The sequence below is a fragment of the Desulfovibrio sp. SGI.133 genome (assembly GCF_050313955.1).
Classification (GTDB): domain Bacteria; phylum Desulfobacterota; class Desulfovibrionia; order Desulfovibrionales; family Desulfovibrionaceae; genus Desulfovibrio.
Genome location: NZ_JBNPMK010000003.1, coordinates 43,216 through 62,020, shown reverse-complemented (window position 1 = coordinate 62,020; position 18,805 = coordinate 43,216). Strand labels below are relative to the sequence as shown.

Here is an 18,805-nt window from a genome sequence, read left to right as displayed (position 1 = left end):
GGATCTACGACAGCAGCTCCACGCGCACGCGTTCCCCGGCGGTGAGGCCTTCGCGGTTCTCGGCGCAGATGACGAGGCCGTCGGCCTCCACCAGGCCGGAGACCACGCCGGAAGGCTTTATGAGCGGCTGGGCCAGCCAGTCCACATCGGAGCAGTCCAGGCCCTGGGGCAGCCAGGCGGCCTCGAGGGCCGCGGCGCTGGCGGGCACCAGTTTGACGCGGATGTAGTCGCGGCGGCCCTGGGCCGAAGCTACGGCGCGGGTCAGGCGGGCGGTGAGGGAGGGGACGAGCTCGTCCCCGGCGCTGCCCTGCAGATGCTCCAGCAGGGGCACGAGGAAGGCGCGGGCGCAGACCAGGGCGCTGCTCACATGACCGGGCAGGCCCATGAGGCATTTGCCGCCGCTGCGGGCCAGGATGAAGGGCTTGCCGGGGCTGATGGCTACGCCGTGGGTCAGCAGCTCGCTGCCGGGCACGGAGGTGAAGACATCCACGGTATGGTCGCGCATACCGGCGGAGGAGCCGCCGGAGACCACCACCACATCGGCCTCGTCCAGCGCGGCCAGCACCGTGCGGCGCAGGGCCTCGGCGTCGTCACGCACCAGACCGGCCAGCGTCGGGCTGGCACCGGCACTGCGGCAAAGGGCGGCAAGGCTGTAGGAATTGACGTCCCGCACCTGGCCGGGGCGGGGCTCGCTCCCGATAGGCACCACCTCGTCACCGGTGGAGATGATGGCCACCCGGGGCGCGCGGCGTACGGCCACGTCCTTCTGTCCGAAGGAGGCCAGCAGGCCGATCTCCTGCGGGCGCAGCTTGCGGCCCGCGGGGATGATGCAGTCACCGGCGGCGGCGTCCTCGTCACGCATGACCACATGGTCACCGGGAGCCTGGGTGCGGGTGAGCTCCACCATGTTGCCGCCGGCCGGGCGGGAATATTCCACCATGACCACGCAATCCGCGCCATCGGGCAGCATGCCGCCCGTGAGGATGCGCGCGCACTGGCCGGGCTGGAGGCTGATGTCCGGCACGGCGCCCATGGGGCAGTCGCCCACGCATTCCAGCAGGGCGGGGGAACCTTCCTGCGCGCCGAAGACATCACGGGCACGCACGGCGAATCCGTCCACGGTGGAACGGTCGAAACCGGGCAGGTCGGCAGGGGCGTGCAGGGCTTCCGCCAGGCGGCGGCCCAGGGTTTCCGTCAGGGGGACGGTCTCCGCGGGCAGGACGGGCAGGGCGCGCAGATGCCCCAGCACGGTCTCCACGGATTGCAGGGTCAAAAAGTTCTTCATGGCTTCTCCTTGTGCACCGGCGTGACGGGCCGGACGGCAGAAAAGCATACCGCAATGCCTGCCGGGTGCAAAGCCTTTGCTTCCTGCGGCACAGTGGAGAGAAAAGGGCGGCTGCGGGCCGTGCGGCCATCCCTGCGGGGAAAAGGAGGATGATGCAGGGGCATCGCCACGGGCGGCAGGGGCGCGGGGCCGCAGGGCGTTCAGGGAGGCCGGGCACAGGCGTGGGGAAAGTCGAAGCTGTGGCCACGCTGGAAGAAGTCCGGCCTTCACATGAGGGCTTGGCAGATCTTCCCGTCCCTCGGACTACAGGTTCTCGGTCTCCATGGCCGAGCGGTACAGGCACAGGCGGGCACACAGGCCGCCTTCCGGCCGGTTGTGCAGGCTCAGTTCCCCGCCGTTGCGGCAGGCCATGCTGCGGGCGATGCTCAGGCCCAGGCCGCTGCCGCCGGTGTGGGGGCTGCGGGCCTCGTCCAGGCGGAAGAAGGGCTCGAAGACCTGTTCCAGCATATCTGGGGGGATGCCCGGGCCGTCGTCCAGCACGTCGATCTGCAGGATATCGTCTTTTTCCCGGAGCTGGATGCGGACACTGCCGGAATAGCGCAGGGCGTTGTCCAGCAGATTGGAGAGACAGCGGCGGAAGCTGTTGGGGCGTACCGTCCAGGGGCGGGCACAGCTGCCTTCGAGGCTGACGTCCTGTCCCATGTCCTGCCGGTCGGAGACCAGGCTGTCCAGCAGGGCGTTCATGTCCATGCGCACGGCGGCCTCGTCGCGGGCGCTGCCGCGGGTGAGCTCTGCGCTGTTGGCCATGATGCCGCCCAGGATGTCGATGTCTCCCAGCAGCTTGGCCCGCAGGGGGGAAGCGGGGTCCATGCTCTCCACGCGCAGGCGGATGCGGGTCAGGGGGGTGCGCAGGTCGTGGGCCACGGCGGCCAGGATGCGTTCGTGCTGGCCCACACCGGCGCGGATGCGCTCCTGCATCTTGTTGAAGGCCCGGGCGGCCTCGCGCACTTCGGTGGGCCCGTCTTCGGGCAGGGGGGCGGTGTAGAGATTGCGGCCGAAACTCTCGGCCTTGCCGGAGAGCACCCGCAAGGGCCGCACCACGCGATGCACCACCACCAGGATAAGCAGGATCAGCAGGCCCGCTTCCAGCAGGAGCATGGTCAGGGATGCCTGGCTGGGGGAGAAATCATAGGCATCGCTGCTGATGACCACGCACAGCCACTTGCCGTCATCCAGGCGCACGCTCACCCGGCTTTCGTACACATGCGTCCAGGGCACATGGCGGCGCAGGGTGGGGTTCATGCTGTCGGCCACATGCACGCGCTGGACCTCGGTCAGCATTTCGCGGGTGTCCAGATCGGTCTCGATGCTGTTCAGGTTCTTGCGCAGGCGGTCACGCAGATACAGGGCGCGTTCGTCCTTGGCCTGCCGGGCCGGATTGGGGGCATCGCTCAGGCTCAGGTGGACCACGTCCAGGCGTTCCAGTCGCTCCAGCAGGGAGCGCTTGTACTCGAAGGGTTCGGAGTGCAGGAGCTGGAGGGAGAGGGCCAGGCTGTTGGCCTGTTCCAGCAGGGCGGAGCGGGCCGCCTGCCGTTCTTCCACCAGCTGGACCGTGAAGGTGGCCACACCGTGCAGGAAAAGGATGCCGCCGATGAGCATGCCCGCCAGCTGTGCGGAAAGCGTGGTGGAGGTCAGGCTGCGCAGCAGACGGGCAAGGAAGGCGCGCATGCTACTTTCCGGGCATGATGGGGGCATCCACGGGCAGGGCCGGGCGCACGAACTGCGGGCGCACGTCCGTGGCCAGCACGTAGCCGTCGCCGCGGACGGTCTTGATGAGCTGGGGCTCGCGGCCGTTGTCGCGCAGGCGGGTGCGCAAACGGCTGATCTGCACGTCGATGCTGCGGTCATAGGGCACGGCGTTGCGGCCCTGGGTGCGTTCCAGCAGCTCGTCGCGGCTGAGTACCCGCTGAGGGTTCTGCAAAAAGATCTCCAGCAGGCGGTATTCCGTGCCGCTCAGGGAGACCACCACTCCGTCGGGCGCCACCAGATGGCGGGCGCTGCGGTCCAGCAGCCAGCCTGCGAACTGCAGGGGCGTGGTCTCGGGCTGGTCGCGGCGGGTGCTGCCCTCGGTGCGGCGCAGCACGGTACGGATGCGGGCCAGCAGCTCGCGGGGCTCGAAAGGCTTACTCAGGTAATCGTCGGCGCCCAGTTCCAGCCCCACGATGCGGTCGGTGATGTCGCCCAGCGCGGTGAGGAAGATGACGGGTACCGTGGATTCGGCGCGCAGGGTACGGAACAGTTCCAGCCCGTTCATGCCGGGAAGCATGATGTCCATGACGATCAGGCTGCAGGGCACGCGGCGCTGGATCTCGAGGAACTCCGCCGCGTTCCCCGCCGTACAGGTGGAAAAACCGTTGCGACGCAGATAGTCGGAAAGCAAGGAGCGGATTTCCTCGTCGTCATCGACGATACAGATGGTATGGATCGTGTTCATGGTCCGCACTCTGGGGCTGAAGGACAGGGTATTATGACAAAGTATGTCATACTTTTACTGTCATTTTGCAGTTCTGTATCAAAAACGACAGTAAAGATACGAACTTATCCATAATACCTGTACTCGCGCCAGGAGGCAACCGCCGGGGAGGGAGCAGGGGGCGTCAGCGGTCTGCCGGCAGGGGCAGCCCCGCCTCCAGACGCAGCAGGAAGCGTTTGACCTCCAGACCGCCGCTGTAGCCGCCCAGGCCGCCACCGGCGGCGATGACCCTGTGGCAGGGGATGACGATCATCAGCGGGTTGCGGCCGTTGGCCTGGCCCACGGCACGGCAGGCACGCGGGCTGCCCACGGCCGCGGCCAGCTCGCCGTAGGAGCAGGTCCGTCCGTAGGGGATGTCCTGCAGGGCCCGCCAGACGCGCAGCTGGAAGGGCGTCCCCTGCGGGGCCAGCGGCAGGTCGAAGCGGCGCAGGCGGCCCGCAAAGTAGGCCGCCAGCTGTTCCCGGGCCTCCTGCAGCAGGGGGCTCGTCACGGGCTGTCCCGGCAGGGAGATGGCCTCGGGCGGGCAGTGGGCCGGGGACGGGCATGTCCTGTCCAGGGCCACCAGATGCCCGTCCTTTTCCGTGAGCCAGAGCGGCCCCACGGGGCTTGCAAGACCGGCGACCGGCATCACGCATGCTCCCCGGCAGCGTCGTCCCGCAGGCGCAGGGAGGCCAGCGCCCCCAGGGCCGCCACGGGCACCAGGCAGGCCATGGCCGTGCCCAGACCGCCGAAATTGTCCGCGATCCAGCCCAGCAGGGGCATGGCCATGCCGCCCAGGGTCATGGGCAGGCCCAGGGTCACGCCCGAGGCGAAGCCCATGTTGCGGGCCAGCAGCTTCTGGCCCAGCACCACCATGGAGCTGAAGGGCGCGAACAGGCCCACGGCCAGCGGAGCCAGCAGCAGGGCCGCCAGCCACATGCTGTCCACCCAGGCAAAGGCCAGGGCCGCGGGCAGGGCCAGCCACCACGAAAGACGGATGATGCGGGCATAGCCGATCCTGTCGGCCCAGAAACCGCCCAGCACGTTGCTGCTGACGCCGCAGACGCAGAAGAAGGCCAGCATCATGGCGCCGAATTCCTTGCTCTGGCCGAAGACGTCATGCCAGTACATGGGGATGTAGGTATTGAAGCCCAGGAAAAGGATGGAGCGCGAGGCGATGACCAGGGTCAGCACGCCGAAGGCATGCCAGTCGTTGCGCGGTTCGGCCTGTCCGGCGGCGGCATTGCTCTGGGGGATCTGGCGCTGCCAGCCGCGCATCTGGAAAAAGAGGAACGAGGCCGTACACAGGGACAGCAGCAGGAACACGGCCGTGCCGTGCAGGCCCGCCACGAAGGTGGCCCCGGCCACCAGCAACGGCCCCACCACGAAGCCGCTGTTGCCGCCCACGGAAAAGATGCTCATGCCCGCGCCCTTGCGGTTACCGGAGACGAGATTGGCATAACGGGCCCCTTCGGGATGGAACAGGGCGCCGCCCACGCCGCAAAGCATGAGGGTGAGGAAGATGGCCCAGTAACTGTCCAGAAAGCCCACCAGGCCCAGGCTGCCGCCCGCCAGCAGCACGGCCAGCGGCACGAACCAGGAACGGGCGTGTTTGTCGGCCAGATAGCCGAATACGGGCTGTACCAGGGAAGAGGTGGCCGAATAGGCGAACATCAGGGCGCCAGCGGCCTGATAGTTGAAGCCGTGGGCCGCGGCCAGATAGGGCATCAGCGAGGGCAGCGCGCCGCCGTTGAGGTCGCAGCTGAGGTGCCCCAGGGAAATGAGCAGTATTTTGCGAAGGTCCATGCCTGTCTCCTGCGGAAAGATTGCGGCATGGGCATAGCGGGCAGGGCAGGCGGCGTCAAGGGAGGCGGGCACGAAAAAGGGCCGCCCGAAGGCGGCCCGGAAAGGCAGGTCAGACACGATGCCTAGCGGCGCGGGGGCTGCTTGGCTTCCATGCTGTAGCGGTAGATCTCGTGGACTTCCTCGGTGTAACCGGGGTAGAAGCCCTTGCCCATGCCCAGCACGATGCGGGCGCCACGGTTCATGTGCACCAGCAGGTCGCCGGTGGAGGGATCGACGCACAGACCTTCGATCTCGCCCTGCTTGATGGCTTCATCGAAGACCTTTTCCATGTACACATGGGCGTTGCTGTCCGAGGTGATGTCGATGCGGTACAGGTGGTCGGGTTCGTTGTCGTCGGCGGTGCCGTCGTCAGCGGTCATGAACAGAGAGCCGTTGTAGTAGAACACACCCTGCACCCACTGCGGCACGGGCTGCAGATGCACCTTGCGCAGGTAGTTGCCCTTGAGGTCGTATTCATACAGATGACGGCCGCTTTCTTCGCCCACCCAGGAGCACATCCACACGGTCTTCTTGACCGGGTCCACGGTGATGCCGGAGACTTCTTCCTGACCGGACTTGGGCTCGAACTTGAACGTGCGCTTGAATTTCAGGGTGTTGGCGTCATGGATGGCGATCTGGATGTCCTTGCCCACGCCGTCCATGAAGTTTTCGGCGCCCACATAGATCTCGCCGTTGTAGACGTCGATGTCACCGATGTGGTTGGAGGGGATGGAGTAGCCTTCGAAGGGCTTTTTGTTCTCGGCCACCAGTTTGCCGTTCATGTCGTACTTGTACAGGGCCTTGCTGCAGCTCACATAGATGAACTTGCCGTCGCAGGCCACGCCCTGGCGACCGGCCACGGGCATGACGCTTTTCAGGGTGTAGGTGTACTTGGCACCGGGGATGGGCTTGGCCTGAGCGGCGGGCAGGGCCACGCACAGAGCGCAGAGCATTGCCAGGGAAGCGAACAATCCTTTCATCTCATCTTCCTCCTTCTTTGGACCGGGTCATTGACGGTCCTTTTTCCCCTAGTAGCGCGCTACGGGAAAAAGGGCAACGGGGGAAGATGGGCTCCGTGAAAATGTCACAGAATGACGCAGAGGCGTCATGTGGCGGGGATGAGGAAAATGGCGGGAGCCGAAAACGAAAAAAGGGTTTGCGTTTCCGCAAACCCTGATTTCCTTTTTGGTGGAGCTGAGGAGAATTGAACTCCTGACCTCTTGAATGCCATTCAAGCGCTCTCCCAACTGAGCTACAGCCCCTCGGCAGAAATGCATACTGCCCAAAAAGCCCCTGGCTGTCAACGAAAAAATCAAAAAAAGTGATTTTTCTTTTTTATCCTTTTATTTCAATAGATTGACAAAGAAACGCACAGCTCTTTCCCGGCAGCGGGGCCTCCCAAGACGCTTATGGCTGTCTTGGATCTATGCCAATTCCGACGGTAGACCGGCCCGCAAACAGGCCTGTGCCCAGGCGGCCTGCCCCAGAGAGATGCCGCCGTCACCGGGCGGCACTTCCTGCTGGCACAGGGGAGTGAGGCCATGCGCCGTAAGCAGCAGCGGCAGCAGGCGGGCCAGCAGGGCGTTCTGCATGACGCCGCCGGAAAGGCCCACCACGCGCACGCCCGTGGACGCGGCGGCCCGGACGGCCAGGGCCGTGAAGCCCTGCGCCAGCTGCCAGTGGAAACGGGCGGCCAGATCTTCCACGGGCAGACGGTCGCGCCGGGCCAGCACGGCGGCGAACAGGGCCGTGCCGTCCAGTTGTAAAAGGCCGTCTTCGTCCGTCAGGGGCAGGGCGGGCAGCAGCTCGTGTCCCGGCTGCGGGGCCCGCAGCTCTTCCGGCCCCATACGCCACCATTGTCCCGGCAGGGCGCTGCGGGCGGCGGCGTCTTCCAGACGGATGGCGGCCTGCCCTTCATAGGTGATGTGCGTGCACAGGCCCAGCGCGGCGGATACGGCATCGAACAGGCGCCCGGCGCTGGACGTGGCCGGACAGTTGAGACCCCGGCGCCACATCTCGCTGACCGCCGTGAGGGCCATGGCCTGCGGCGCACGACGGACATCGTCCCCGCCTTCAGCGCAGGCCGTCCAGATCCCGGCCAGCATTTCGGGGGCCAGGCCGGTCTGCAGGGCCAGGCCCAGGGCGATGCGCCAGGGCTCGCGGATGGCGGCCTCCCCGCCGGGCAGGCGGAAGGGCGTCAGGCGGCCCAGACGCTGCCAGCGGGGCGCGTCCAGTTCCATGAACAGCAGCTCTCCGCCCCAGATGCTCTTGTCCGTGCCCAGGCCGGTGCCGTCCAGCGTCAGGGCCAGGGCCGGGCCGGTGTGGCCGTGTTCGGTGAGCACGGCGGCCGCGTGCGCGGCATGATGTTGCAGATGCCAGAGGGGCAGGCCCTCGCGCCGGGCCAGTTCCGTGGCATGGCGGCTGGAGAGGAAATCCGGGTGCAGGTCGCAGACCACGGCGGCGGGCCGTACCTCCAGCAGATCCTGCAGGTGGCGGGCCACTTCCTCATAAAAACCGAAGGTGGGGGCGTTCTCCAGGTCGCCCACATGCTGGCTGACGAAGGCCTCGTTGCCGCGCGTCAGGCAGAGCGTGGCCTTGAGCTCGCCGCCCGCGCCCAGCACGCAGGGCAGATCCGTGCCCCAGGCTTCGGGCAGCATCACCGGACGGGGCACATAGCCGCGTGCCCGGCGGTAGAAAAAGGGCGCCGCGGCGGGTTTTTCCCCGTCGGCGGGCAGGGGACGCACACCGGCCACGCTGTCGTCCACGCGCACCAGGATGTCACGGTCGTGCAGCAGCCAGGCATCGGCCAGATGCGCCAGACGGCGCAGGGCCTCGCGGTTGCCCAGGCAGATGGGCTCGCCGCTGGCATTGGCCGAGGTCATGACCAGCACGGGCGCGGGCTCTCCGGCCGCAGCGGTCAGGCGGACAAGCTCGTCGAAAAGGACGGCATGCAGGGGCGTGTACGGCAGCATGAGACCGATGCCGGCGGTATCCGGCGCGATGGCGGGGGGCAGGCAGCCTTTGCGGGCCGGGCAGAGCACGATGGGCTTTTCCGGGCAGAGCAGCAGGGCCTCGTGCTCCGGGGCAAGGTCGCACAGCTCCCGTGCCGTGGCCAGATCCGGCACCATCAGGGCCAGCGGCTTGTGCGGGCGCCGCTTGCGCAGGCGCAGCAGGGCCACGCTGCGGGCGGAACGGGCGTCACAGGCCAGCTGGAAGCCCCCCAGGCCCTTGAGGGCCAGCAGACGGCCGTCCCGCAGCAGGGCGGCCGCCCGTGCCACGGCATCCCGCATGGACACTTCCGTCGGCAGGGTCTCCGGGCCGGGCCAGCCTGCCGGGGCGCTGTCCGGGGGCAGGGTGCCGCCGGGCGGGAGCAGCGGGTTGTCCACCAGCCACAGGCGCGGCCCGCATTGCGGGCAGGCCACGGGCTGGGCGTGGAAGCGGCGGTCCAGCGGGTCGCGGTATTCGGCCTCGCAGCGGGGGCAGAAGGGGAAGCAGGCCATGCTGGTGGTGGCACGGTCGTAGGGGATGGAGCGGGTGATGGTGTAGCGCGGCCCGCAGTTGGTGCAATTGGTGAAGGCATAGCCGAAGCGCGGATTGCCGGGCGTGTGCATGTCGTGCAGGCAGTCCTCGCAGATGCCCACATCGGGGCTGACCAGCACGCTGTGGCCGGCATGGCCGTGGCTGGCCACGATGACGAATTCCGTCTCGCCGTCCACGGGGGGCAGCTCCGTGATCTCCAGCCGGGTGAGCCGGGCCAGGGGCGGCAGCTCCCGGCGCAGACGCACGGCAAAGGCATCCACCTGTTCCGGGGGGCCCTGTACCTCGATGCGCACCCCGTCCGAGGTATTGCCCACGCTGCCGGAAAGGCCGCCTTCCACGGCCAGCCTGTAGATGAAGGGGCGGAAGCCCACGCCCTGGACCTGTCCTGCGGCCAGCAAGGCCGTACGTTTGTGCTGTGTCATGGAGTGAGCCTAGCGTTTTTTCGACGTTTGCGCTACGCACGGACTGCCGCCTTGCGGGGCCATAAGACTTTATGATATTTTTCAGAACACTTTTTACCCTTGGTTTTTCTGCACAGGCTGCAACAGGAGACAGACATGGCCGGAAAAAGCAGTGTCGGAAAGCGCATCCGCACGTTCCGCGAGGAAAGGAACGTGGATCTTGAGACCCTCTCACAGAATACGGGACTGACCGTCAATTTTCTGGAACGCATGGAAAATGACGAGATATATCCCACCATCGGCCCCCTGCAGAAGGTGGCCCGCTCGCTGGGCGTACGTCTGGGCACCTTTCTGGATGACCAGTTCACCCGCGATCCCATCATTTCCCGCATAGACCAGCTGGGCAGCGTGGACCCCGCCATGCACACCGGACGCACTCCCCGTTCCAGCTACATCTATCAGGCGCTGGGCAAGGGCAAGAGCGACCGCAACATGGAGCCTTTTTTCATCGAGATCTATCCCGACAAGGACGAAGAGCGGAAGACCATCTCGCACCAGGGCGAGGAATTCATCCTGGTACTCAAGGGCGAGCTGATGGTGGTTTACGGTCGCGAGACCTATTACCTGAAGGCCGGCGAGACCATCTATTACAACTCCATCGTGCCCCACTACGTGGGCGCGCACGGCGACGACCCGGCCCAGCTGCTGGCCGTGACCTACACGCCGTAGTCTCCGTCGTTCCCCAGCCCTTTTGCGTACACAGCCCGCGCACCCCGCGCGGTATATGAGGATGATCCATGGACGAGAAAGTGCGCCAGCGCCAGGCGCTGTTCGAACTGCGTGAAAAGACCCTTGGCCAGATCCTGGACGAGACGGTGGCCCGCATCCCCGACAAGGAAGCCATCGTCTATGCCGACCGCAACTACCGCCAGACCTGGCGCGAGTTTGCCGATACCGTCGATCTGTTCGCCAAAGGACTCATGGCGCTAGGCGTGCAGAAAGGGGAAAAGGTGGCCGTCTGGGCCAGCAACGTGCCCTACTGGGTGACCTTGCAGTTCGCCACGGCCAAGATCGGGGCCATCCTGATCACGGTCAACACCAACTACCGTGAACACGAGCTGGAATACCTGCTCAACCAGTCGGAGTGCGAGAATATCTTCATCATGGACAGCCTGCGCGACCATGATTACATCGACACGCTCTACACTCTGGCCCCCGAGCTGCGCTACCAGAGCCGCGACCGGCTCAACTTCGCGCGCCTGCCGCATCTGCGGCGCGTCTGTTTCCTGGGCGCGGAGAAGCATCGCGGCATGTATTCCGTGCCCGAGATCCTGTCCATGTCCGTCATGACCGATGATGCCGAGTACCAGGCCCGGCAGGACAGCCTGGACCCCTGGGACGCCATCAACATGCAGTATACCTCCGGTACCACGGGCTTCCCCAAGGGCGTCATGCTGACCCATGTGGGCGTGGGCCTCAACGGTTACTGGATCGGCCGCAACCAGCGCTTCACCGATGAGGACCGCGTCTGCCTGCCCGTGCCGCTCTTCCACTGCTTCGGCTGCGTGCTGGGGGTCTCGGCCTGCGTCAACCACGGGGCCTGCATGGTCATCCTCGAAGCCTACAATCCCCTGCATGTGCTGGCCGCCGTGGACAGCGAGCGCTGCACGGCCCTGTACGGCGTGCCCACCATGTTCCTGGCCGAACTGGAACACAAGATGTTCAAGCGCTTCGACGTCTCCAGCCTGCGCACGGGCATCATGGCTGGTTCCGTCTGTCCCGAGCCGCTCATGCGGCGCGTGGTGGAAGACATGTACATGAAGGACATCACCATCTGTTACGGCCTGACCGAGGGCTCGCCGGTGATGACCCAGTCCGACCCCGACGACCCCCTGCACCTGCGCTGCGAGACCGTGGGCTGCGCCATGCCCGGCATCGAGGTGCGCATCGGCGACCCCGAGACCTGTGAGGAGCTGCCGCGCGGTGAAGTGGGCGAGATCCTGTGCCGCGGCTACAACGTCATGAAGGGCTACTACAATATGCCCGAAGAGACGGCCCGCACCATCAGCCCTGACGGCTGGCTGCATTCCGGCGACCTGGGCACCATGGACGAGAACGGCTACGTGCGCGTCACCGGCCGCATCAAGGATATGATCATCCGTGGCGGCGAGAACGTTTACCCGCGCGAGATCGAGGAATTCCTCATGGGCATGCCCGGCGTGCTGGACATCCAGGTGGTGGCCGTGCCCAGCCGCAAGTACGGCGAGGAAGTGGGCGCCTTTATCATCGCCCGGCCCGACGTGCCCGTGGCGCCCGAAGACGTGCGCGCCTTCTGCCGCGGCAAGATCGCCTGGTACAAGATCCCGCGCTACATCGCCGTGGTGGACGGCTTCCCCCTGACCGCCAGCGGCAAGATCCAGAAATTCAAACTGCGCGAGATGGCCGCCGAGCGCTGGCCCGAAGCCATGGCCGAGCCGGACCCCAAGACCGCCAAGTAGGGACTATAGGTTATATTCTCAGAAAAAATCGAGGAAAGATGTCGGGGATTCCCGACATCTTTTTTTATATATGGACAGATTGAGTAAAGAGCAGAGAAGCCTGAATATGGCAAAGGTAAGGAGTAAAAACACAACTCCTGAAAAAAAAGTGCGCTCTATTTTGCACAGAATGGGGTATCGTTTTCGAATCCATAATAAAAAATTGCCGGGGACACCTGACATCGTTCTTCCCAAATATAAATCTATTATATTTGTTCATGGATGTTTTTGGCATGGTCATGAAAACTGCAAGCGGGCAACAATTCCAAAAACAAATCATGAATTTTGGAAACATAAGATTACTGTAAATAAAGAACGAGATCGGCTCGCACTGGATAGTCTAAAGAAACTAGGCTATTCTTGTCTTGTTATCTGGCAGTGCGAAATGAAAAATGAAGATATGTTGCGACAACGATTGACTGATTTTTTAGGAGGGATAAATGAGCATCGTTAAACAGAATTCTGAGCTGTACAGACGAAAACTTATTGATCTTCTCAATAATTTTGAAATGTATTTGAAGGATGGAAGTCTTCGGGAACAGGTTCTGTATCTGGTACCGGTGAATGAAACTTTACGGAATTTAGGAGCTTCTCTTGTCGAGGGGAAAAATATAACTTCCGCAAGGGATCGCATTTTATCTTATCTCAAAAAGTATAAGGGGATAATTGTTTCCGGCGATGAATTGATGGTCGTTGCAGGCATTTCTGAATACGCCCGTAGGGTTAGGGAATTACGAGTCCAGTACGGATGGAAGATTCTTACCGGTGTGACGCTTCAGGCTATGAGCCGGGAAGAAATTAAATCTTTATTTGAAACAGAAAATATAAATTTAAAACCTGACCAATATATTTTGATTTCTGATGTGCAAGATATTGAAGCCGCATACAGGTGGAATGTCGCGAATGATATCCGGAAACAAGGATACAGTGTCCGTGATAAAATATTGAAGTATATGAGAGAATTTGTAGGTAAAGAGGTGGTAATCGATGAATTGCGTTACGTTGCCGGAAATAAAACAGAGTGGGCTCGTCGTATCCGTGAATTACGAACGGAATTTGGCTGGCCGATAGTCACGCATTTTACCGGCCGCCCTGATTTGCCTGTCGGGGTATATGTGCTGGAACAGGACAGACAGGCTCCTGAACATGACAGAAAAATCCCGGAAAAAATTTACCGGGATGTTCTTGTCCGGGATAACTATACCTGTCAGGATTGTGGATGGACACATGAACAGTGGAACCGTTCTGATCCGCGCCATCTTGAAGCACATCATATAAAGCCGCATGCGGCGGGAGGCGAAAACACAACAGATAATTTAATAACACTGTGCAATATTTGCCATGACGTTCGGCACAAAAAGCATTAGGAGAGCCAGGCATCAAGCAAACCACGGATATGTCGAGCCACTGCTCCTGCGAGCGGAGGCGGTACGGCATTACCGATTTGGCGAGCAATCTCAGTCTTTGAACCGGTAAAGCGGAAATCATCAGGAAAGCCCATCAGACGCGCTGCTTCTCGATGTGTTATCGGCCGATGTTGTTCAGGATGAAGATAACGACCTTTTTCCGGTTTAAAAAATTCTGTTCTAATTGTTACAGACGGTCTATCCCACCAGAGACGGCCGAATAAATCTGTACCGCCGCTAGTTTTTCTGATCCAGCAGGCAGGGGTCAGTTCAGGGGCATTGCGTTGTAGATCAAAGCGATTCCCACCAGGAGGAACAGCCTGATAGCGCAATAAACTTTTTTCTGTCGGGTTACGGCCGAAATGAAGATCTAGCGGCGGAGGAACATCTCGGATATCTGTACCTACCGGATCGGGAAGGTCGCTTATTGCATCTCTGGTTGTTTTCCAGCGAGGAAGTCTAGATTTTTCAGGATATTGTGAGTGCGTCATCTGAGGTGGGTATGGTACGTCAGGTGCGAAACATTTTTTCCAGCCGAAAATAAAGGTTCTGATTCTGGTTTGCGGAGTTCCATAATCAGCTGCGTTTAACCTGGCTGCCGTGGTCAAAAATCCGAGCTCTGCGGCGCGATGAATGATTGCTTCGTGTTCCGGTGAACCAAGAAGTCCTTGAACATTTTCAATAACAAATGTTGCTGCACCGGATCTTGCGACAATATCCATATATGGCTGCCAAAGTGCACGTCGGGCGTCACCATGTCTGGATTTATTTAGAAGGCTAAATCCTTGGCACGGAGGTCCTCCGATGACGATATCTGCTTTAGGAATATCATGATTTTTTAAAATCCATTCTTCAATATCACCACAGACATTATGATTTCCGAAATTAAGGCTATAACTAGCAGCAGCAGATTTATCATTGTCAATAGCGAAGATGCTCTTGAAACCACCACAAAAGCGAGGATCTGTAAATCCGAGAGTCATTCCTCCGCAGCCGGAGAAGAGATCAAGAAGTTTATACATATTAAAGTTGTTTTATGTTATCTGTAAAAACGGCAGGATAAATATCCTGCCGTTTTTACAGTTTTAATATAGAAGACTGGAGAATATTTTCTACTTGCGGCTCAGGCCCAGGCGGGCCACTACGGCATCGGCGCCCATGCGGGCGAAGGTGGCCACGTCCTTACCTTCGCGGGCGCTTTCGGGCAGCAGCAGTTCGGGCTTGTTGGAAAGCTCGGCCTGGGGCTTGACGCCGTAGGCTTCGGGGAAGCTGTTGTTGAAGTACATGTCCTGGAAGCCGGAGAACTTGAGGGCGTGGGCCGTGGCGTCCAGCACGGCGTGCTCGTCATCGCCCACCAGGCCCAGCGCACGGGCGTTGACCAGACCGGCCAGGCATTCGCCGCCCTGGGTGCAGGCGATGTGGCCGTGACGGTTGGCCACGATCATGGCGTCCATGATCTGCTGTTCGGTCACCTGCACCACCTGGAAGGCCTTTTCGCCGCCCTTTTCGATGAACTTCTCGGCCAGGCGCTGCACGCGCGGGAAGGAGACCGGATTGCCGATCATGGCGGCCTGGGCCACGCTGGGGGTGACGGTCACGGGCTGCCACACGCGGGCGTCCTTGGGCGCGGCATAGTAGCGGTACACGGGGTCGGCGTGTTCGCTCTGCACGCCGAAGACGCGCGGCAGGCTGGTGATGATGCCCAGTTCCAGCATCTTGAGGAAGCCGGACATGACGGCCGTGATGTTGCCCGCGTTGCCGATGGGCACGAAGATGCACAGGCCGGACACGTCCCAGCCGTACCACTGGGCCACTTCATAGGCATAGGATTCCTGGCCCAGGATGCGCCAGCTGTTCTTGGAGTTGAGCAGGGCCACGCGGTAATTCTCGGCCAGATGCTCCACCACCTTCATGCAGTCGTCGAACACGCCGGGCAGTTCCAGCACCGTGGCGCCGCTGCCCAGAGGCTGGGAGAGCTGCTGCGGAGTCACCTTGCCGTGGGGCAGCAGTACCACGCTCTTGAGGGGCGCGCCCACATAGGAGGCGTACAGGGCCGCGGCGGCGGAGGTATCACCGGTGGAGGCGCAGACGGTCAGCACCTCGTCCCACTGGTGGCGGCGGCAGAGCCATTTCAGATAGCTGAACGCACAGGCCATGCCGCGGTCCTTGAAGGAGGCGCTGGGGTTCTGGCCGTCGTTCTTGTAGGCAAAGGGCACGCCCACACGGTCGCGCAGGGCCGGAGCGGCTTCCACGATGGGGGTCAGGCCTTCGCCCAGGTAGACGATGTCTTCCTCGTCCAGCAGGGGCGCCAGCAGTTCATAATAACGGAAGATGCCGCGCAGGGCCGTGCTGCGGGTGGAGGCACGGCGGTCGAAGATCTCGCGCCATTCCGCGCCGCTGCGCTGTTTCAGTTCGTCGAACTTGGTGTTTTCCAGCAGGAACACGCCGCCGCAGGACGGGCAGGTGTAGAGCAGGCTGTCACCGGGGTAACGCTGGCCGCAGTGCAGGCACACATATTCCATCTGACCGCGATAGGCGGGAAAATCACTCTGGCACACGGGATAATCTCCTTGCAGGGACAGGATGAGGAAAGGAGTTTTTTACCATCCTCTCCCGTGACTTGTCGAGAGGGCAGGCAGGGACGGGGGAGGCGCGGGCGGCCTCCCCTCCCCCGGGCCCCCACCCCTCTCCAAACGCATTTTATTCAGGTGGATGGCGGTCGGCGTGGCATGATGGCCGTGCCCCGCTGCCGGTCCCCCGGCAGGAAGGGCAAAAGAGTCTGAGTGGTATGAAAAATGAAAAAGAAGGAGCTCCTGCAGGAGCCCCTTCTTTGAGGGATGGCTGCTGCCCGCTTGGCGGGTACAGCCGGGCATTCATCGGGGCGCTTTTTGCCGGGAGGGCGGATCTCCTTCAAATAAAGCGCGCTGGGGAAAGGGAGGGGAGTTTGCGGGGAGGGGGAACCCCTCCCCTCAAGAAACAGCCTCTACCGCAGCTGGGACAGGGCGTCGCCGATGCGCTGCAGGGCGTCGCGCAGGGTGTCGTCGCTGACGGCGTAGGAGAAGCGGATGCAGTTGTCGTCACCAAAGGCGGCGCCGGGCACCACGGCCACGCGGGCCTTGTCCAGCAGCCAGGTGCAGAGCTCGGTGGAGTTCTTGACCGTGCCGCCGAAGCACTTGCGCACATCCACGAACAGGTAGAAGGCGCCGTCCGGGCAGGGGCAGGAGGCGAAATCCCAGCCGTTGATGATGTCCATGGCCAGGTCGCGGCGGCGCTGGAAGGCGTTGCGCATCTCGCCCAGGAAATCCAGGGGACCGGTAAGACCGGCCAGGGCGGCCTTTTGCGAGATGGAGCAGATGTTGGACGTGCAGTGGCCCTGCATGCTGGACATTTTCTTGATGATCTCGGGGTGGGCCACCACATAGCCCACGCGCCAGCCGGTCATGGCAAAGCTTTTGGAAACGCCGTTGAGGATGGCCACTTTTTCGGGATTTTTGGCGAAGTGGTGCACGGCGCTGGCCATCTTGGCCGGAGCGAAGACCAGCTGGTCATAGATCTCGTCGGTCAGCACGTAGACGTCGCGGCTGTCGGCCCAGTCCAGGATGGCGGCCAGTTCTTCGGCATTGTAGACGGCACCCGTGGGGTTGCTGGGCGTGTTGAGCACCAGCAGCTTGGTCTTGTCGGTGCACTTGGCGTCCAGCATCTCGGGCGTGACCTTGAAGCCCTGTTCCAGCGAGGCCTGCACGATGACGGGCACGCCGCCGGCCAGCTGGATGGTATAGGGGTAGCTGACCCAGTAGGGGGCGGGCAGCAGCACTTCGTCACCGGGGTTGATGGAGGCCTGCATGAAGTTGTACAGGGCATGCTTGCCGCCGGCGGAAACGATGGTGCATTCGGGGGCGATGTCCTCGCCGTAGAATTTTTTGAAGTAACCGCCCACCGCGGCCCGCAGCTCGGGGATGCCGGGCACGGCCGTGTAGCGGCAGAAATTGGCGTCGATGGCGGCCTTGGCGGCCTCACAGATATGCTTGGGGGTGGGGAAGTCCGGCTCGCCCACGGCCAGGCTGGTGACTTGTATGCCCTGGGCCCGCAACTCCATGGCGCGGGTGTTGACGCTAAGGGTCAGCGAGGGCTTCATGGTGCGCACACGTTCGGAAATCTGCATAGGGTGCTCCTTGCCTGGAATAGGAGTGGCCGGACTGCGGCGCGCCCGCTCCGGTCACGGCGCAATAGCGTATCAGGTTCATATCTGACTGTAAACGAGGGCCCTTCCTCGCGGCCCTGTGTCCCTTTTAAGGATGATCCATGGAAAAAACACCGTTGCTGCCCCTTCCCCAAGGCTGTGTGGTGGGGCGTTTCATCAGGCGTTACAAGCGCTTCAGTGTGGAGATGCTGCTGGACGGGCAGAACGTCTGGGTACACAGCAACAATTCCGGCAGCATGCTGGGTCTGACCCTGGCCGGAGCCCCGCTGCTGGCCTCGCCCGCGGCCAATCCGGCGCGCAAGCTGCCCTACACGCAGGAGGCCGTTTGGCTGGCCGAACGGGCCGTGCCGTCCCTGCCCGGCGGGGAGAAAGACGCGGATAGCTCCGCCCTGGGCCGTGGCTTTTGGGTGGGCGTCAACACCAGCGTGCCCAACCGCATGATAGAAATTGCCTTCCATGCCGGGCGGCTGGCCTTTGCCGCCGGATACACGCAATGCCGCCGGGAGGCCAAACGCGGCGAGAGCCGCCTGGATGCCTGCCTTACCGGGCCGGATCTGCCGCCGCTGTGGGTGGAGTGCAAGAACGTGACCATGGTGGAAGACGGCGTGGCCTGCTTCCCCGATGCGGCCACGGAGCGCGGCCAGAAGCATCTGCGCGAGCTCATGGACATCGTGCGCTGCGGCGAACGCGCGGCCATGTTCTATCTGGTGCAGCGCCCGGACGGCCATTGCTTCGGTCCGGCGGACGTGGTGGACCCCGCCTATGCGGCCCTGTTCTATGAGGCGATGGATGCCGGGGTGGAGATCTATCCCTACCGCGCCTCGGTGAGCCCTGTCGGTATCGAGCTGGAAGGTCTGCTGCCCGTGGCGCCCCGTCCCGCCGGACTGTGACATCCTCCTGTTGGGGATGTGATGCGGAGGGGCGCGGGGCCATTTTCATAGGGGCACCCCACAGCGCGTGAGCGCCCCTTCCCTACGCCTGTTCCTCCCTGTTGCCCATTGGGACAAAAACGCGCACAATGACGGGCGGCAAACTGTGGCGGGCGCATCGGCCGTTTCCGGCCGGAAAGGGATTCGCC

The 18,805-nt window shown here is 62.9% G+C and carries 15 protein-coding genes and 1 tRNA gene; 5 read left to right on the top strand and 11 right to left on the bottom strand.

Features of this window, described 5'->3' with window-relative positions:
- Positions 1 to 4: 4 nt before the first annotated feature.
- The 8 genes from ACQRBR_RS05395 to hypF form a co-directional block, all read right to left on the bottom strand.
- On the bottom strand, positions 5 to 1,285 hold the full coding sequence (locus ACQRBR_RS05395) for a molybdopterin molybdotransferase MoeA (RefSeq protein WP_427812514.1): 1,281 nt from the start codon (positions 1,283 to 1,285) through the stop codon (positions 5 to 7).
- 303 nt (positions 1,286 to 1,588) lie between these two features.
- A complete protein-coding gene (locus ACQRBR_RS05390; protein WP_303880533.1) occupies positions 1,589 to 3,013 on the bottom strand; it encodes an ATP-binding protein in 1,425 nt (474 codons plus the stop codon).
- Position 3,014: 1 nt separating this feature from the next.
- On the bottom strand, positions 3,015 to 3,779 hold the full coding sequence (locus ACQRBR_RS05385; RefSeq protein WP_297231024.1) for a response regulator transcription factor: 765 nt from the start codon (positions 3,777 to 3,779) through the stop codon (positions 3,015 to 3,017).
- Positions 3,780 to 3,942: 163 nt separating this feature from the next.
- Positions 3,943 to 4,446, bottom strand: coding sequence for a methylated-DNA--[protein]-cysteine S-methyltransferase (locus tag ACQRBR_RS05380; RefSeq protein ID WP_427812513.1), 504 nt, complete (start codon positions 4,444 to 4,446; stop codon positions 3,943 to 3,945).
- Positions 4,446 to 5,603 carry an MFS transporter gene (locus ACQRBR_RS05375; protein ID WP_427812512.1) on the bottom strand — a complete coding sequence of 386 codons (1,158 nt, stop codon included), beginning with the start codon at positions 5,601 to 5,603 and terminating at the stop codon, positions 4,446 to 4,448. Before ACQRBR_RS05375 ends, ACQRBR_RS05380 begins: the two co-directional genes overlap by 1 nt.
- Positions 5,604 to 5,725: 122 nt before the next feature.
- Positions 5,726 to 6,622, bottom strand: a complete 897-nt coding sequence (locus ACQRBR_RS05370; protein WP_040369654.1) for a hypothetical protein — start codon at positions 6,620 to 6,622, stop codon at positions 5,726 to 5,728.
- 206 nt (positions 6,623 to 6,828) lie between these two features.
- Positions 6,829 to 6,904, bottom strand: a tRNA-Ala gene (locus tag ACQRBR_RS05365).
- 162 nt (positions 6,905 to 7,066) lie between these two features.
- Positions 7,067 to 9,604 carry a carbamoyltransferase HypF gene (hypF, locus tag ACQRBR_RS05360; protein WP_427812511.1) on the bottom strand — a complete coding sequence of 846 codons (2,538 nt, stop codon included), beginning with the start codon at positions 9,602 to 9,604 and terminating at the stop codon, positions 7,067 to 7,069.
- Positions 9,605 to 9,739: 135 nt separating this feature from the next.
- On the opposite strand from hypF, the gene ACQRBR_RS05355 reads away from it, so the two are divergent.
- From ACQRBR_RS05355 to ACQRBR_RS05340, 4 genes are all read left to right on the top strand, one after another.
- A complete protein-coding gene (locus tag ACQRBR_RS05355) occupies positions 9,740 to 10,312 on the top strand; it encodes a cupin domain-containing protein (protein ID WP_204626583.1) in 573 nt (190 codons plus the stop codon).
- 68 nt (positions 10,313 to 10,380) lie between these two features.
- On the top strand, positions 10,381 to 12,081 hold the full coding sequence (locus ACQRBR_RS05350) for an AMP-binding protein (RefSeq protein WP_427812510.1): 1,701 nt from the start codon (positions 10,381 to 10,383) through the stop codon (positions 12,079 to 12,081).
- A 79-nt stretch (positions 12,082 to 12,160) separates the two neighbouring features.
- Positions 12,161 to 12,574: a very short patch repair endonuclease gene (locus ACQRBR_RS05345; protein WP_427812509.1), complete on the top strand. Its 414-nt coding sequence runs from the start codon at positions 12,161 to 12,163 to the stop codon at positions 12,572 to 12,574.
- Positions 12,561 to 13,487 (top strand): HNH endonuclease, encoded by a 927-nt coding sequence (locus tag ACQRBR_RS05340; protein WP_427812508.1) that lies wholly within the window; start codon positions 12,561 to 12,563, stop codon positions 13,485 to 13,487. The genes ACQRBR_RS05345 and ACQRBR_RS05340 overlap by 14 nt, the downstream gene beginning before the upstream one ends.
- Here ACQRBR_RS05340 and ACQRBR_RS05335 read toward each other — a convergent pair.
- From ACQRBR_RS05335 to ACQRBR_RS05325, 3 genes are all read right to left on the bottom strand, one after another.
- Positions 13,484 to 14,548, bottom strand: a complete 1,065-nt coding sequence (locus ACQRBR_RS05335; protein WP_427812507.1) for a DNA cytosine methyltransferase — start codon at positions 14,546 to 14,548, stop codon at positions 13,484 to 13,486. The genes ACQRBR_RS05340 and ACQRBR_RS05335 overlap by 4 nt on opposite strands.
- 90 nt (positions 14,549 to 14,638) lie before the next feature.
- Entirely contained in the window at positions 14,639 to 16,048 is a 1,410-nt protein-coding gene (thrC, locus tag ACQRBR_RS05330; RefSeq protein ID WP_303880597.1) for a threonine synthase, read from the bottom strand.
- 461 nt (positions 16,049 to 16,509) lie between these two features.
- Complete coding sequence (locus ACQRBR_RS05325) at positions 16,510 to 17,688, bottom strand: pyridoxal phosphate-dependent aminotransferase (RefSeq protein ID WP_168935023.1); 1,179 nt, start codon at positions 17,686 to 17,688, stop codon at positions 16,510 to 16,512.
- Positions 17,689 to 17,828: 140 nt separating this feature from the next.
- Between ACQRBR_RS05325 and sfsA the strand changes: the two genes are divergently transcribed.
- Complete coding sequence (sfsA, locus tag ACQRBR_RS05320; RefSeq protein WP_427812506.1) at positions 17,829 to 18,617, top strand: DNA/RNA nuclease SfsA; 789 nt, start codon at positions 17,829 to 17,831, stop codon at positions 18,615 to 18,617.
- Positions 18,618 to 18,805: the final 188 nt, after the last annotated feature.